General features: G+C 43.9%; 13 protein-coding genes. 4 read left to right on the top strand and 9 right to left on the bottom strand.

The window, feature by feature from the left end:
• The first annotated feature begins 1 nt into the window (after nt 1).
• Nucleotides 2-1156 (top strand): mandelate racemase/muconate lactonizing enzyme family protein, encoded by a 1155-nt coding sequence (locus JMA39_RS14520; RefSeq protein ID WP_202722575.1) that lies wholly within the window; start codon nt 2-4, stop codon nt 1154-1156.
• Nucleotides 1157-1297: 141 nt separating this feature from the next.
• Here JMA39_RS14520 and JMA39_RS14515 read toward each other — a convergent pair whose 3' ends face one another.
• Nucleotides 1298-2050: a sporulation protein gene (locus JMA39_RS14515; RefSeq protein ID WP_202722574.1), complete on the bottom strand. Its 753-nt coding sequence runs from the start codon at nt 2048-2050 to the stop codon at nt 1298-1300.
• 514 nt (nt 2051-2564) lie between these two features.
• Here JMA39_RS14515 and JMA39_RS14510 point away from each other — a divergent pair.
• Nucleotides 2565-3863 (top strand): NCS2 family permease, encoded by a 1299-nt coding sequence (locus JMA39_RS14510; protein ID WP_269154450.1) that lies wholly within the window; start codon nt 2565-2567, stop codon nt 3861-3863.
• A gap of 114 nt (nt 3864-3977) precedes the next feature.
• On the opposite strand, the gene guaD is transcribed toward JMA39_RS14510, so the two are convergent.
• Nucleotides 3978-5342: a guanine deaminase gene (guaD, locus tag JMA39_RS14505; protein ID WP_202722573.1), complete on the bottom strand. Its 1365-nt coding sequence runs from the start codon at nt 5340-5342 to the stop codon at nt 3978-3980.
• A 284-nt stretch (nt 5343-5626) separates the two neighbouring features.
• Here guaD and JMA39_RS14500 point away from each other — a divergent pair, with 284 nt between their 5' ends.
• Nucleotides 5627-5875, top strand: coding sequence for a hypothetical protein (locus tag JMA39_RS14500; protein WP_202722688.1), 249 nt, complete (start codon nt 5627-5629; stop codon nt 5873-5875).
• A 103-nt stretch (nt 5876-5978) separates the two neighbouring features.
• Here JMA39_RS14500 and JMA39_RS14495 read toward each other — a convergent pair whose 3' ends face one another.
• The 6 genes from JMA39_RS14495 to JMA39_RS14470 all read right to left on the bottom strand — a co-directional run bounded on the left by JMA39_RS14495 (nt 5979) and on the right by JMA39_RS14470 (nt 14838).
• On the bottom strand, nt 5979-7010 hold the full coding sequence (locus tag JMA39_RS14495; RefSeq protein WP_202722572.1) for an alpha/beta hydrolase: 1032 nt from the start codon (nt 7008-7010) through the stop codon (nt 5979-5981).
• Nucleotides 7011-7166: 156 nt separating this feature from the next.
• Nucleotides 7167-7964, bottom strand: coding sequence for a hypothetical protein (locus JMA39_RS14490; RefSeq protein WP_202722571.1), 798 nt, complete (start codon nt 7962-7964; stop codon nt 7167-7169).
• A 253-nt stretch (nt 7965-8217) separates the two neighbouring features.
• Nucleotides 8218-11352: an efflux RND transporter permease subunit gene (locus JMA39_RS14485; protein ID WP_202722570.1), complete on the bottom strand. Its 3135-nt coding sequence runs from the start codon at nt 11350-11352 to the stop codon at nt 8218-8220.
• A gap of 3 nt (nt 11353-11355) precedes the next feature.
• Nucleotides 11356-12417 (bottom strand): efflux RND transporter periplasmic adaptor subunit, encoded by a 1062-nt coding sequence (locus JMA39_RS14480; protein ID WP_202722569.1) that lies wholly within the window; start codon nt 12415-12417, stop codon nt 11356-11358.
• Between the two features lie 893 nt (nt 12418-13310).
• A complete protein-coding gene (locus JMA39_RS14475; protein WP_202722568.1) occupies nt 13311-14588 on the bottom strand; it encodes a serine hydrolase domain-containing protein in 1278 nt (425 codons plus the stop codon).
• A gap of 82 nt (nt 14589-14670) precedes the next feature.
• On the bottom strand, nt 14671-14838 hold the full coding sequence (locus JMA39_RS14470; RefSeq protein ID WP_202722567.1) for a hypothetical protein: 168 nt from the start codon (nt 14836-14838) through the stop codon (nt 14671-14673).
• A 263-nt stretch (nt 14839-15101) separates the two neighbouring features.
• On the opposite strand from JMA39_RS14470, the gene JMA39_RS14465 reads away from it, so the two are divergent.
• Nucleotides 15102-15587 (top strand): cupin domain-containing protein, encoded by a 486-nt coding sequence (locus JMA39_RS14465; RefSeq protein WP_202722566.1) that lies wholly within the window; start codon nt 15102-15104, stop codon nt 15585-15587.
• A 111-nt stretch (nt 15588-15698) separates the two neighbouring features.
• On the opposite strand, the gene yghU is transcribed toward JMA39_RS14465, so the two are convergent.
• Nucleotides 15699-16556, bottom strand: a complete 858-nt coding sequence (yghU, locus tag JMA39_RS14460) for a glutathione-dependent disulfide-bond oxidoreductase (RefSeq protein WP_202722565.1) — start codon at nt 16554-16556, stop codon at nt 15699-15701.
• Nucleotides 16557-16739: the final 183 nt, after the last annotated feature.

The following is a 16739-nucleotide window of genomic DNA, read 5'->3' as shown; positions in this document are numbered from 1 at the left end:
GATGGGCGCAAATATTGTTTCAGTTGAATTTATTCCGGTAAACGTAGCTGCTACTAACTGGAGTGAAAACACCGTTATCGTTAAGGTTACCGATGAAAATGGTGTTTATGGACTGGGTGAGGCCGATGGCCCACCAGAGTGCATGAAAGCCTTCTCGGAAATTGAGAACGAGCATAAATGGCTTAATAACATTAAAGAAGCGGTGATCGGTAGAGATCCGCTAGAGTTTCGCGCTAACTACAACCGTATGTACGACACCACAAAGTGGATCGGCATGCGAGGCTTAGGGTTATTTGCTATCTCTGGTATTGATATGGCGCTATATGATCTTGCAGGTAAGCAGTTAGGTGTGCCTGCCTATAAGCTTATGGGCGGCGCTCAGAAAGCTCAGTTGACGCCTTACTTTACCCTGTATCCATCTGTTGCTGCCGATGCCACACTTAGTGATATTGTTGAGGCATATAAGCCGCTGATCGCTAAAGCGAAAGAGCGTGGTGCCAAGGCCGTTAAGGTGTGCATCATCCCTAATGATAAGGTCAGTGATAAAGAGGTTGTAGCTTATTTACGTGAGCTGCGTGAGATCATCGGTTGGGATATGGACATGATGGTTGACTGTCTATATCGATGGACCGATTGGCAGAAAGCCCGTTGGACCTTCCGTCAGCTAGAAGACATTGACCTGTACTTTATTGAAGCCTGCCTACAGCATGATGATTTGATTGGTCATCAAAAGCTCGCAGCGGCGATTAATACTCGCTTATGTGGCGCCGAGATGTCGACCACACGCTTTGAAGCGCAAGAATGGCTTGAGAAAACCGGGATTTCGGTAGTGCAGTCTGATTATAACCGCTGTGGTGGTGTTACTGAGCTGCTGCGCATTATGGATATTTGTGAGCACCATAACGCTCAGCTAATGCCCCATAACTGGAAAACAGGCATAACTGCTGCAGCGGCGCGTCACTTTGGTATCGTTTGTCATATCTCTGAATATGTCGAGTATCTGCACCCAGATTTCTGGAACGGCACCTTGACGCAGCAGCTGACACTTAACGAGCCTAAGATTGTCGATGGCGCGATAGAGGTCAGTGATAAGCCAGGATTAGGTATCGAACTTAATATTGAATTTGTTGAGCAGGTAACGGGTCACAAGTTCTAAAGCTTTTCCTTAGCGCTATCACTTAGAGTTAGTCCCTGAAGTTAGCCAAAAGTTAATAACAGGGAGATGATTAAACAGTGCCGATAAGCATGGCTTATCGGCACTTTTGTATCAGTACACATAATTGTGTACTCGCCTACATTAAGCAAGCAGTCTCTCAATATAGGGTCTTACACTTTCAACAGTGTCACAGTGATTTGGAATCGAGGTACTGTGGTAGCCATCACCGGTAAAGGCTCTGTCTATTTCAATCAATACACCAGTTTCGGCGCCGTTATCGACAAAGGTCACCTCTAGCTCGCGTGCACCAAAAAAGGAGCGTGATTGAGGCTTAAACTCATACTCTTGGTAGCAAGGTAGATGCGATGCAAAGCCCTGCGCGCGAACAAAACCCGCTTCAATATCTGATTTAAACAGACGATAACCGCTGTTTTCAATCAGCTCTAATACTGCAAGTTGCGTATTAGAAGGTACGATTACCAGTGAGTCTTTATCACTACCGTCGATACCGTTTTTAATATCAAGCCCAGTTTGCAGCCAAACCTTAGCGATGCGCTGACCAAAAAGATTAGTGGAAGGGGCTTCTGGATGCAGGCTTAAATTAAACTGACGAGTAATGGTTTCGCCTGGCTGAATGGTTTGTTTGAAACTGGGTTTCCAGCTTTGCAGTACCATACTCTTGTTATACTTTACTTCATCGTCACCGACTTGCTTCTCGGCTTTCGCTTCGGCCATGATGGCAAACTCAAGGCCATTGAGTTCTTGCTCGACTTCGCCGCCCTTGATAACCACTTCAATTGTAAATGGCTCGCCAGCTCTAAGTTGTTCATCGAGCAATATAGTATCGACAGTCGCTTTGCCGATCCCGACACTGGCTAAGATTTTCTTTAGCATTTTTTTCCTTGGAGTGTGAACAAACTTGTGGCTGACACTAGCATTGAGCGTGTTCTAGCTCAATAATTACTTTGTATCTAAAGGCTTAGCCAGAAGCCTTAAGGGATGAGGTTCTTACTCTGTTGCCAATTTTTTGCTATCGAGAAAACTGGTAACTGGGCTAGTGATTATTCATGTTGACCGTTTTCTAAATAACTCTGCAATTTGTGATGCTAATCACTCCTGTTTGTCACCGTGGGTACTCTACAATAGCGCCCCTCGTTGTATAAAACCGTAATCGCTAAGTCGTCATCGCCGGAATACCTGTTTCTGGCGATTAAGTGCGCGCGCCTCTCAATCAATATTGGCGCAGTTAACTTAAAACCTAATGTTTAGGGCGCTGGTTCTGTGAATTTAAGTTGGAAACAATCTATTTATGAGTACGCCAAGTAACACACCGCACTGTGATGTAAAAGCATGCCCTGAAGCTGCTAACACGGCAGCTAATTCGAAGGCAATCCCTGCTAAAACGGGATTGATGGAGCGCTTTTTTAAACTGTCGGCCCATAACACCACTGTTTCAACCGAGGTCATTGCAGGTATTACCACCTTCATGACCATGGTGTATATCGTGTTTGTTAACCCACAAATCCTCTCCGCTGCCGGTATGGATGCCAGTGCGGTGTTTGTCGTGACCTGTATTATCAGTGCTATTGGCTGTATCGCCATGGGCCTGATTGCTAACTTACCTATCGCACTCGCACCTGCGATGGGGCTGAACGCGTTTTTTGCCTTCTCTGTGGTGGTAGGCATGGGCGTGAGTTGGCAAATTGGTATGGGCACCATTTTTTGGGGAGCCGTTTGTTTTGCTATTGTGTCCTTACTTGGGATCCGCTCGTGGATCTTAACCAATATCCCCAAATGTTTGCGTATCGGTATTCCTAGCGGTATCGGTTTGCTGATAGCCATGGTCGGCTTTAGTAATGCGGGCATTGTGGTGGCAAGCCCTGCGACCATGATAACCGTGGGCGACTTAAGCTCTCTGCAATGTGTGTTAGGCGCGTTAGGCTTCTTTATTATCGTTATTTTAGCCTCTCGTGGTATCCATTCAGCAGTACTGGTCTCGATTGCTATTGTGACGGCTATTGCGGCTTTGATGGGGGATATCGAGTACACAGGTATTGTGTCAATGCCGCCAAGTATTGCTAATACCTTTGGTGAGTTAGACCTTGCTGGCTCGTTAGATGTGGCGCTAATGGGCGTTATTTTCTCGTTTGCCCTAGTGAGTCTATTCGATAGTTCGGGCACCATGATTGGTGTAACCGAAAAGTGTGGCTTCACCGACAAGCGCGGTCGTTTTCCACGTATGAAGCAAGCCTTGATGACCGACTCTGCAACTTCAGTCGTTGGCGCCTATATGGGCACATCAACGGTAACCGCTTACATTGAAAGCTCGGCGGGTGTTGCTGCGGGTGGCCGTACAGGTTTAACCGCTATCGTTGCGGGTCTACTGTTTATTTTGGTTATCTTCTTCTCGCCACTTGCGGCTATGGTACCGGGTTATGCGGTTGCTGGTGCGCTGGTTTATGTGGGCATTTTGATGTCGTCAGAGCTGGCTAAAATTGATGGCAAAGATCTGACAGAGTCGGCGCCGGCCTTCATCACTGCCGTGATGATGCCATTTACCTTCTCGATTACCGAAGGCGTGGCAGCAGGCTTTATCACTTACTGTGTGTTAAAAGCTGGTACTAACCGCTGGCGTGAGATTCACCCAGGTGTGGCGATAGTTGCACTGCTGTTTATTATTAAGTTTGCCTTTGTAGATGGGCATTAGTCCGACTCGCTTGAATGTGTAGTTTGTAAAACTGATAAACAAAAAAGGCTCAGAAGGGTAAGCTTCTGAGCCTTTTTTATATCTAGTGCAACATCAAACCAATAATTTTAGAGATTACTTCTCTATCACTAACTGGCCTTTCACCCACACCTTACGGATGTTTTGGCGGCTATTAAGGGTGATGATCTTCTCTAGTTTGTCTTTGGCGCTGTCCATCTCATCGAGGATAAAGATGTTGCTGTCAGCAACTGCGGTATCAACGATTAAGGCATCAAACTCAAAGCCGGGTTGGAACAGGCCGACTCTGGCATCAATCGCTTGTCCGCCACCCACCGTTGCCATCCAGTAAGACTCTAAGAAGGAGATGCGAGAGCCGCTTTCACCACGACTATCTGCTGGTAGATAAGTTGATGTGCCATCTTCGCGTACACGAGAGTGATTAACGGCATCTAGGCAGGTGTGGAAAATCGATGGAATAGGTGCGCCAGCTAAGTCGCTACCCAGGCCACATTTTAGCTCATTATCTAAAATTTCACGGGTCTGCATTGCCGCATTGGCAAAATACATGTTCGATAGCGGGCAGTGAGCAATACTTGCGCCAGTCGCCTTAATCACCGCATGATCATTTGGCGTTAAAAAGATCGAGTGCGCCAAAATGGTTTTGCTCGTCATCAAACCGAAATCGCTGTAGATCTCAACGTCAGTCTTGCCGTATTTTTCTTGGCTATAATCGCGCGCCCAGTCGCTTTCAGAGCAGTGAGTCTGCACATGACAATGATACTTTTGTACTAACTCGCCTAAGCCCTGTAGCATCTCGCTGGTGCAGCTAGGCACAAAGCGCGGAGTAACAACGGGTGAAACCAACTGATGTTCGTTGCCTTCAAGTTGTAGGACTTGTTGAATAAAGTCTTCGGTGTCGATTAGGGCATCGCGTGTGGATGGCTCAATATAAAATGGTGGACATTGGCTCGCCTCATCCATATTCACTTTACCGATAAAGCCGCGCTGACCTTGCTTTAAGCACTCACGCGCAAGCTCTACAGAAGTGTGCTTGTGAATAGTGGCAAAATACACGGCGCTGGTGGTGCCATTGGCGAGCAGTGACTGTACTAGCTCTGGATAAATTTTCTTGGCAAAGTTCAAATCTTCAAACTTGGCTTCAAGTGGGAAGGTATAATCTTGTAGCCAGTCGTAAAGGGGAAGGTCTAGGCCTTTACCCGCTTGCGGGAACTGCGGTGCGTGAACGTGTAAGTCAACCATGCCAGGCATTAGATACTGGCTACTGCTTAATTCGATGAGTTGTTTATTGGCAGATAATTGGCTGAGCTGTGTTTGAAAGTCGGCATCTTTTTCGGTGAGGACTGAGGCGATCACGCCCTTATCATCAACAAGCACCAATGCGTTAGACGCATACTCAAAATCACCTTTCACAGGGCAATGAAAATACTGCCCTAATACACCAAATTTAATCTCAGTCATGAGTCTCAATCCATCTTATTTATTGTAGGGTTATTGCGGCGGGAGTATTACATGAGCATTATTAAATTGAACAAAATAAGACGCGTTTTGTGACCAAGCTAATAGACTAAATTAAGCGTCTGCTTAAATTGCAGCCAGACGTTAAATGGCTTGCGTGATATTTACCTTTGTTCAAAGTAGAAGTGCACTCTTTTAATCCTTAGCTATGATCTGTAAAGTACGCCGCATAATATACTTAGGGCCGATAGGCGCTTTGGTTGAGTGAACAGATAAGAGTATTAAAGATGAGTGATGAGCAAAACGTAATTGATAATCTCGATGACCTAAGACGCTTTCTGGTGTCGGTTGAAACTGGTGGTTTGGGTCTAGAGGGAGTTGCTGGTATCGGTATGGCAACCAATAATGCCGATGGTCGTCATTTTGTGGCTGTGTTTGATAATCAGCATAAACTGCTACATGCGCGTTGGGTAACCGATGAAGTGTATGAGACAGGTAAAGAGATGGTGCGTGATGGCGTTCGAGGCCAGCACTAAGGCTTGCCAACTCAGATCTAATGATTAAAGGCTTTAATGAATAAGGGCGTTAAAATTTTAACGCCCTTATTTTTTATGCACGTTCTTTATCTACTTTCTTGAGTTATCTTTGCGTATTACTGCTGAGCTTATTTTCTAGAAAACCTGCCATTTTTTTTCTTGCGAGTTCAGCTTCGGGAATATGAAATGAAAAGGCTTGAAACACGTGCCACATCCCTTCATAGATATCGAGCTTTACCTCACCGCCATTAGCGTCAATTTGTTGGTATAAACGTACTGCGTTACTTAAAAATATTTCCTTTGTACCCGCTTGGATGAGCGTCGGAGGGAAACCCTTTGTGTAATCACCATACACAGGTGATACATAGGGGTGTTTCTGATCTTTAATATTGGCATAGGCATCAGCAGAAGGCTTTAGTAACAACTCATATCGGTAGAGTGGATCCGCATCTTTTAATGTGTGGTAAGAGTCACCAGTTTGTGTGATATCTGACCATGGAGACCATAAAACTAGTGCAGCAGGTAGCTCTTCACCCAAATCTCGCATCTTTAGTAAGCTTCCGGCTGCTAAGCCGCCACCTGCTGAATCACCGTACAGCGCTATATCCGACATTTTAAAACCTTTCTGCTTTAGCCCGGTTAAAACACTGATAACCTGATTCGTTATGCTGTCAAATTGTGCGTGAGGCGCTAAGGTGTAATCGACAGAGATGACTCTTAATCCAGTATCGTTAGCGACGGGAACACTGCTCGCTAGCGAGGACTCGGCACTGTATGCGACATAAGCACCACCGTGAACATAAACTAATACTTTGGCACTCTCTTTCCAGTTTTTTGGCTTGATATCGAGTACAGGAACACCATTAATAACATCGTGTTTAATATTTGGCTTATAGATAGACACTGCAGCATCATTGAGTGGTTTTACCTGTTCATTCGAGAGCGCTTGCATCTGTTGCCAACCTTCTTTGTTTAGCTCTGCAGGGATCACCGATTTATCTCTTAGTTCATGGGAAAAGTTTTCTTTTAGGAAAAGCTGCCCCTCTTTTGAGATAGTTGTTGGCACATAAAAATCACTCGCCATAGAAATAGAGCAGAAAAAGAATAGAGATAGGCATAGTACTGTTTTTTTCATATTGATGGTTCTCAAAAGTACAATGTAAAAGGCGGTTCTATATTAGGTGTCGTGGCTTTAACTGGCTCACTTTTTAGACGGTCTGCTATAGACGCCACTTCAAAAGAAGGCAGCGTATTAGTGATAACTCCTCGCTGCCCTTCAAGTTGAATCGGTTTAAAAGTAGTAGGAGATCCCGAGTTCAAACTTATTGTCATTATCCGTTGCATTGATGGACGTGCCAGTGATGTTTACCTGGCTGTCGCTTCGGGTATAGGTATGACTCAGCTCTGCCCACCATCGACCGCTTTCACTGATTGGCATACCAAAGCCCGTTTTTACTTTGAAAATATTCGCCGAAAGCTTTTCACCCTTTGCGTTTTTACTCGGTTCGCCATCAAGGTGCATAAATTGGGGCTGAAGTATCAGATATTTACCAAGTTCACCAAGGGCAATAGAGCCAAATAGGTTGAGTTGATAACCACTTAAGTCAAGACTATTGCCAGAACCTTGGGAAGCTTCACCTTTTACATAAGCGACATTCGGGTAGAGCGAAATGGCTTCCCATGGCGTGGTCATTTTTGCGATAGCGCCAAGTGCAACGATATCAGTGCTGACATCGTCATCTGCACTCTTCCAGCCCTTCATGTAGTCAACTGAAAATCCTGCTTGTGGTAGCAATGCGCTATTAGTGTCTAAAACTTGAAAGTAGCGTAGGCGCGAGTTTTGCGCCTTTTGGCCAAATTCATTGTTTTTGGTCGCCACTGCATGCTCGACTAGGCCAATAAAGTTATTGCCTTCAGAGTAAGCACCAGCGACGCCAACCATGCCGTTGAGCTTGCCGTCATTGTCGACTGTGCCGTAGGCAAATGAGTTTACAGCTGTGAGATCGGAAGGGTCTGGCTGAGAATCATTAGCAAGCGCGGTTCCTGATAAACCGATAATAAGTGCGATAGATAAGATTGATTTGTTCATAGTACCTCCAAAAAAGCATTATTCATGTTTTAAGCTGGTATACAGGGAGAAGGTTTCATCGCTATATCACTAGCTATTTAACGCCATTGTATGAATTTAACTTAGGTAGACATCACTAGGAGGTTTAGTCGTTTTTAGTGAAGTGCTTATGGTTGAGTTAGGCTTTTAAGTGTCAGATTTTGGAGGGGATTTTAGTCAGTCTCTAATGAAAAATGCCAATCGGAATTGGCATTTTCATTAGACAATAGCTTATTTAATTGGGGATTGGATCCTTGGTTGGCGCAAGCGGTACGTTGACGCACTTCTCGCGCAAGGTTTGAAGCATGACATAGATGACTGGGACAATAAGTAAGCCGATAAACGTTGCTGAAATCATACCGCCACATGCGGCCCAACCAATTGATTGCTGGGCTGCGTAACCTGCACCATCAGAGAACATTAATGGTACTAGTCCAAGTACGAAGCTCATTGCCGTCATCATTACTGCACGAAAACGCATTTTGGTCGCGGTTACGGCGGCTTCGACGATGTCATAGCCTTTTTCCTCTCTTAGGTTTTTGGCAAACTCGACAATTAGAATTGCATTCTTAGCTGCCATGCCGACCAGCAGTACCATGGCTATTTGGACATAGATATTAATATCACTACCCATAGCAAATACGGTAAACAAGGTGCCGAGTAGGGCCGTAGGAACCGATAGGATGATGCATAATGCGATGACCCAAGACTCATACTGTGCAACAAGTAGGAGGTATGTAAATAGAATTGCCAACATGAAAGCAATGACTGCAGAGTCACCCGCTGCTAGCTCCTGTTTCGTTAGACCCGACCACTCAATCTCAAATCCTTCTGGTAGATCTTGAGCTGCCTCTTCAACGGCCGCGATAGCGTCGCCTGAAGCGTAACCCTGTGCTGGATAACCATTAATATTGACCGCTTGCATCAAGTTAAACTGCTGGATCACCTGTGGACCAAATTCGACTCTAGGGGTCACTAATGAGCTGATGTTAATTAAGTCACCATTATCATTACGCACGGTGAGATAGTTGAGGTCATCTATGTTTTTACGACTTACCTGTTCTGCTTGTACAAATACATAGAAGTTACGCCCCTCATGATTAAACTCCCCTGCAAAAGCGCCTGCGAATTGGGCTTGAATTGTATTAAATACCTGATCCATTCGCAGGCCTTGCATTTTGATCTGTTCACGATCAATATCTAATACCACATTAGGGGTGTTGGCATTAAAGGTTGTGTAAGCTCCTACGACCCTTGGATCTTCATTGATTTTGTTTATAAATGTGTTTGCTGCATCGGCAAGCTCGCTTGGATCGCGAGCGAACTTATCTTTAAACATTAAATCAAAGCCTGACACGAGTCCTAGTTCAGGAATCGCTGGGGGAGCAAAGGCAAAGCCGTAAACTTCATCATTGCTGTTAATCACTGCTTGGACTTGTTCTAAAATCGCCCATTGACTAACGGTTTCATCTGACTTTCTCTCCTCTAGGTCATCGAGAGAGATCAGTAACAGACCCGCATTTGAACCTGTCGTGTTGGTTATAAGGTTGAATCCTGATGCAGATAGAACCGTTTTGACTCCTTTAATCTGTTGGGCTTTTTCCGATAATTGATGCAGAGCTGCATCGGTGCGGTGAAGTGCTGAACCATCGGGTAGCATAACTACGGCAAACAATGTGCCTTTGTCTTCTTCAGGTAGGAACCCTGTTGAAGTGTTTTCCCCAAGCAGGTAGATGCTGCCTAGCATGCCTGTAAATAGCAGCACTGCTAAGCCAAGTCGTCGACTTAAAAAGTTAACAGTAAAGCCGAAGCCGTTTCGGGTATGGTCAACACCTTTATTAAATACTCTGAATAACCAGATTTTTTTGCTTTCACCGCGCTTCATTAGTAGGACACACATAACTGGTGTTAGTACTAAAGCGACAATGGTGGAGATTACGACTGCTGCACTAATCGCGATACCAAATTGGCCATATAAGATGCCAGTCATTCCAGGCATAAAGAGGGTTGGTCCAAATACCGATAGCAGCACCAACATTGACGCGATAATTGCGCCTGTGACTTCCTGCATGGTTTGCAAGACGGCTTGCTTAATACTGAGCGACTCATCTTCCTCAAGTAGTCTCTCGACATTTTCAATCACGATAATAGCGGCATCCACCACAATACCAATTGCCAGAATAAGGCCGAACATACTGATAATATTGATCGTCATGCCTGCGGCCAGCATGACTGCAAAGGTTGAAATAAGTGAAACAGGGATGGCAGCGGCAGTGATTAAAGTAACCCGCCAACTCTGCAGAAAGAGTAAGGTGATTAATACAACCAAAATAACGGCATCACGCAGAGTATTAAAGATGTCATCAATGGCTGCTTGTACAAATACAGTACCATCATATGGGATCTCAATTTCAATCCCTGTGGGGAGTTTCACTGTGTTAAGGTAGTTTTTTACCGCACTGCCGACTTCCATCGCGTTAGATGTTGGGGTGCGGTACATAAATACGGTCGAAGCGGCTTGATTGTTGTGATAAGTATTTGCAAGGTATTGCACTGAGCCAAGTTCAGTTCTTGCAATATCTTTCACTTTGACTAAGCCAAATTGATCTGAGCGAACAATGACTTCGCTAAACTGCTCTGCAGAGGCCAGCGCGCTATCAACTTTAAATGTATATTCCCAAGAGTGAATGCCTGCACTCGGTTCCGTACCTGCTCTACCTGCAGCTAATATTTGATTTTGCTCTAAAAGGGCGGCTTGGACATCTTCAACTGTTAATGCCAAAGCGCTCATTTTACTTGGATCTAGCCAAACACGCATAGAGTAGTTTTTTTCGCCAATCACCATGACGCGAGACACGCCAGAGATCCGTTGTAACCCCTCTTTAAGTGCGACAGATGTCCAGTTAGAGAGTTCGATGGAGTCCATTTTTTCGGTATTGTCACGCACGCTGAATGCCATCAGCATACCCGATGAGACCTTTTCAACAGTCACTCCGTAACGCCTAGCACCTTCAGGCAGACGAGAAATAGATTTATTCACTCGGTTTTGGACTAAAGTTACCGCTCTATCGGCATCGATTCCGATTTCGAAACTAACCTCTAATGAGTATGAGCCATCATTGCCTATATTAGACTTCATATAGGTCATACCCTCTACGCCATTGACCTCTTTTTCAATGATTGAAGCTACTGATTTCTGCATCACATCGGTGGAGCCACCATCCATATTGACATAAACCATCACAGTGGGAGGCGCGACATTGGGGTATTGACCCACTGGAAGTAAAGCGATTGCAATACCACCAATAATGCTCATAAATAGGGCTATAACGATGGCAAAATTAGGGCGATTAATAAAAAAACGACTCATAGCTTACCCCTTGATGCTAACGTCTAGACCTGGATAGAGTTTGATTGTCGGGCTTGTTATTACACTATCGCCCTGATTCACTCCTTCGATGAGCTCATGGAGTTCATTTGTGCCTAACGAGTTAACCCTTTTTATTACAACTTTATTATCAACCACTAGATAAACAAATTTACCCTCACGGTCGGTTAAGACTGAGGCTTGGGGAATTGCGATGTTGCCTTTAGGGGTGGTGTTAGACAGTACAACCTTGGCGTACTGACCATCTAAAAGTTCTCCATTATTATCAAAGCGATAGCTTATCTTTAATGACCCTTTCTTAGGATCGATAGCCCCATCAATAGCGTAAAGCTCGCCATCGGTTGAGTAAGCTTGGTTATTAACAATAAGCTTCGCCGTTAGGTTATGAATATTTTGAATAAAAGGGTCGTTACTGGGGAGTTCGATTACTGCATCGATATGAGCATCATTGACGATATAGCTGATTGGCTCACCACGATTTAGTGCTTGGCCTTCATCGACATACAGAGAGGTAATTTTACCGTTTGTTGTGGAACGAATTTGAGTTCTTTCTAGTTCGACTAGAGCGCGCTTTTCATAAGCTTTTGCTAGTGACTGTTGTGCTTTTGCACTTTCATAGGCAGCTTCCATTTTATCAAAGGTGGATTCTGCAATATCCCCATGTTTACGGACTTTGATCCCTCTTTCATAGGCCGATTTTGCTTCTTTAAGCTGGGCAGACGCTAGGGCTAAGTTTGCCATGGCTTCTTGATGATTAATGGTGTAGTCAATATCCTCAAGCTTGACGATGACATCACCTTCGGTGACCGTTTGGCCATTACGAACAAACTTCTTCTCTAGGTAGCCTGTTGTTAATGCAATAACCTGTACTCTTTCCGATGCGATAAGTGCAGTGCTATAGGTTTTCGTTTGAAAGATAGGTGAGTATTGTGCGGGGGTGACGGAGACTTGAGTCAGGTTTGTGTCAATTGTATTTTCAGCTGCATAGCAGTGTGTAGCGTTTATTGATGAAATGATAAAAATACTTGCGAGTGAACGTTTTTTCATTGTAGCTCCCACACAAAAGAGACTGACTCTTTTGATATCAGAAAACAGGAATAAAGATTTTTGCTACATGCTCAACTGTCTATAAACAGCAGACACTCAACACGTCTATTTTACCAATGCATATATCTCTATTCGTTTGATTTTAATTAAAAGTTAGGAGGCGTTAGTATCGGAAATAAACGGTTACTAGGCATTATTAACAGTCTTAGTGAATATAGGTATTCAAGGTGTCTTGTTGGTTTGTGAGCTAGCCATAGAATAATTGTGGGGATTCACAATTAATGCATTGGTTCCTCGTATTTTCACTCTATAAAGTGACTAGGGTTCAAGGTCATAACCTTCATGGGGCAAGGGAATAACCTAGAGAGAAGGTACATACTTCAAGTTAAATGAGGTGTAACTCGTATCCATGGGCGGTGCTGAATAAAACGTTTAAACACCAAATAGGTATGGGCTTAAAAGTGTCTCTGGCGATTAAAAGTGTGGGTTAAGGTATATTGAAGAGAGTCTCCTCTCTTCAATATGTCGCCGGGAAGCTAGTTTATATTGAAGAGTGACAAACAAACATCGCTACTCTTCAATCATAAGATACTCGCTAGCTTTTTACTAAGCATCACTAAGTTTCTTGATAAAGCTTTTACTCTTGTATTGTAGGTCTAAATATTGGTGGTGCATAGTTAACCAGGATTAAGAATATATATTCTCAATTAATATTAACCAATGAATATTCGTGAGTAGTAGTGCGATAAGTAATTGGAATATTAGGTATATACCTAAACATATAGCTATTTCTTTAATCATAACGGCTGAGCTTTATGTCGTTTAGCCTATAAACAGATTAAGACCTTCATGGGAAAGTCTTAATCTTTTTGCGTTGCTTGATGAGTGATACTTTATTTCTGCTTATTAACTTCGCTGAGTAGCGTAGGGATAACATTTAAGAAAGTCATAGCAACGGTTCTTGTTGCTTGCATTTCATCTTGAGCACCATTCATGTGAATAACGATACCGGTAGTAGGTTCACCAACAGTTACCTGCCCATGGATACCAACGAAAGCGAGGAACTTGTGGCCTTCAATATTAAATACTCGAATTTGATCTTTATACCAAGCATCAGGAGCTAGTTTAGATTCTGCACCATTTTTCCAAGCTGAACGTACTTCATCATTACCAGCTAGAAGATTATCGATGAAGCTTGTTGGTAAAATTTGCTCACCTTGACGGTTTTTTCCACCGTTAACTAATACGTCCATCATTAATGCTACATCGCGGCCTGTTGCATTTAAGCCACCAGAGCCAACCGCTTCACCATGACTATTAGATTGAATGCGAGCATTGTGTTCAAATCCCACTTTTTTCCATAAGCGTTGCTCCATATTTTCAGCAAGTGATTTACCTGTGACTCTTGCTACGATCATGCCTAGCATCTCGGTATTTACACATTGGTAATCATAAGCTTGACCATGGTTGAAATCTGAGCGTTTATTTAACGTTGCACCAAAATCTAATATCGATTTTAACTCTGGATATTTGTTCACACCGTTCCACTCTTGGACATTGGTCATACGTTCATCCCAGATTTTTCCCGGGGTAAAGTTGATCTTTATTCCTGAGCGCATGTCGGCAACTTGTTGCACTGTTGCACCTGCATAGCCAGGAGCACTTTTTAGCTCTGGTAGATATTTTACGATAGGATCTTGCATGTCTACTTTACCTTCATCAACAAGTTGAGCTAACGTCATTGAGGTAAAAGATTTAGTGATAGACATTTGCAGGTGTGTCTTATCTTTGTTCATTCCATTCCAGTAAAATTCATCAACAAGCTTGCCATTTTTTAGAATAATCAATGACTCTTGGTTTAACCTATCGCGGATGATGATATCAAGGCTATGAGGCCCATCAGCGTCGTATCCTTGCGCTTTACTGAGATCAAATCCCGTTGCTTTACTTAGGTCATGGATAAATGGTCCATTTTCCATCTCTTGGCTATAGGTGAACTTATAGGCGTTTTGCATGGTTAATTTAGCAGATTGTCCATGATCCCAATTAGCTTGTGAGATCCCAACTTGTTTGCTATTCGTAATAAATTCGGCATCAGGCTCGTGCAGTGTTGCGGCATTGACATAAGACGTTGCAAATAGAACAGATAGAGTGAGTAGTGCTTTTCTCATTTGATTCAACCTTAGTTAATTTAAATATTTATAAACGTCATGGGATTTTGCTAATGTCTTTATTGTCATAGAGGAGAGATTATTAAGCATCATCATCATACTTAGTGATCGCCAGTAAAGAGGCTTGCTGCAGTAATCGTGGTTTTCGATAATGCTCACAGGTTGCTACACGCACCTTGGGTAACTTGTAAGGTGTATGAGACTGGCAAAGAGATGGTGCGTGATGGCGTTCGAGGCCAGCACTCGGCACTAAGCTAACACTGAAGGTTGTTAGCGATTAACATGGCTCTCGCTGCGTTTTAACTGCTTTTCTAATTCGTCTTAAAAAGCCCAGAGTTAAATATTCAAGGCTTTTTGGTTGGGGCATCAGGCTGTAAATGCGTGAAACTTTAATTGTGGTCGCAGTCCGGGGGGCTGTGTTGGATTATACTTTCGGATACTGATTTTATAGAAACTCCTCTACAAAAAACGTTTTAACTAAAACGCTCCCAACCCAAAAAATAGGTATTTGCGATGCAAACTGCTGAACAATTCATTCAACATTTAGAATTAGAACAACATGTTGAAGGTGGCTATTTCCGCTCATCATACCGCTCTGAGCAGCAGTTCGATGATACACGTGCACTGTGGACCAGTATTTACTTTCTGCTGCGTACGGGGGAGGTGTCGAACTTTCACCGCTTAACAGCCGATGAGATGTGGTATTTTCACGCAGGCGAGTCGTTAACGATTTATATGATTGATGAGCAAGGTGAGTTGACAACTGCGCAGTTAGGCTTAGATTTGGCGGCAGGTGAGCGACCACAATTCCTCGTACCTAAAGGCTGCATTTTTGGCTCGGCGATGAATAAACCAGGCTTTTCTCTGGTGGGATGCATGGTGTCACCAGGCTTCACCTTTGATGACTTTGAACTATTCAGTCAAGAAACATTATTAAAGGATTACCCGCAGCATGAAGCGATGATAAAACGCTTAAGCCGCTGTGGTGTTGGTAGTTAGTTGTCGGCAGCGAGTCGGTGAATTCAGGCTATTGAGAAGGCACTCGCAGTTAAGCGAGTGCCTTCTCTTTTAAATAACAGCGCGTATATCTTGTCATATTATGGGGGCTGCCTAAGGTTTCCTACTGAGCACAGCATCAATGTCGGCAGCGCAGTGGCGCTCGCTAAGCTGCTCCCATTCTTCCCCCGATGTTCGGTTAACGATACGCCCTCGTTTTACGGCGTCGCGCTCGCTTATCTGTTTCGCCCAGCGCTGCAGGTGAGGATAACTGTCGACATCTAAAAACTCGGCAGCATCGTATAATTTACCTAGGGCTAAGTTGCCATACCAAGGCCAGATAGCGATATCGGCAATACTGTACTCATCACCGCCGATAAACTCATTGTTGGCAAGTTGCTTATCGAGCAGATCCAGTTGACGCTTGGTCTCCATGGTAAAGCGGTTAATTGGATATTCGAACTTTTCTGGTGCATAAGCATAGAAATGACCAAAGCCGCCACCTAGGTAGGGGGCTGAGCCTTGCAACCAGAATAGCCAGTTCATCACCTCTGTTTTGGCGGCAATCTCTTTTGGCAGCAAGTGGCCAAACTTTTCGGCTAAATAGAGCAAGATATTACCGGACTCAAATACCCGAATTGGGTTATCGGCAGAGGTATCAATTAGGGCTGGGATTTTCGAATTTGGATTGATTTCAACAAAGCCTGATGAAAATTGCTCGCCTTCGCCAATGTTGATTAGATAGGCGTCGTACTCCGCCTCTTTTACACCTTTGGCCAACAGCTCCTCCAGCATGATAGTGACTTTTTGGCCGTTAGGTGTTGCTAATGAGTATAGCTGCAATGGCTGTTTACCTTTAGGTAAAGCTTGCTCATGTCTAGCACCTGAATCTGGACGGTTGATGCTGGCCCACAGGCCACCATTTTGATTATCCATGGTCCAAACTTTTGCGGGGGTATATTGCTTTGTCATCTCATGTCCTATGGGTATTAGTGCGTCAATCTCGCTTATTTGAGTCGAGCGGCTTGCCTGCTCTAGCTTAACTTTCATTTAGGCTTAACAGTATAGATATCGGGTCGATTTACCTTTTTAAAACCCTTTATGGATATAACTATTTAATCTGATTGAGAGCAATGAGGTATAAAAAATGCCAGT

Source organism: Shewanella schlegeliana (genome assembly GCF_016765635.1).
Lineage (GTDB): Bacteria > Pseudomonadota > Gammaproteobacteria > Enterobacterales > Shewanellaceae > Shewanella > Shewanella schlegeliana.
Note: the sequence above shows the minus strand (reverse complement) of the source record. Positions and strands in the feature narration are given on the sequence as shown.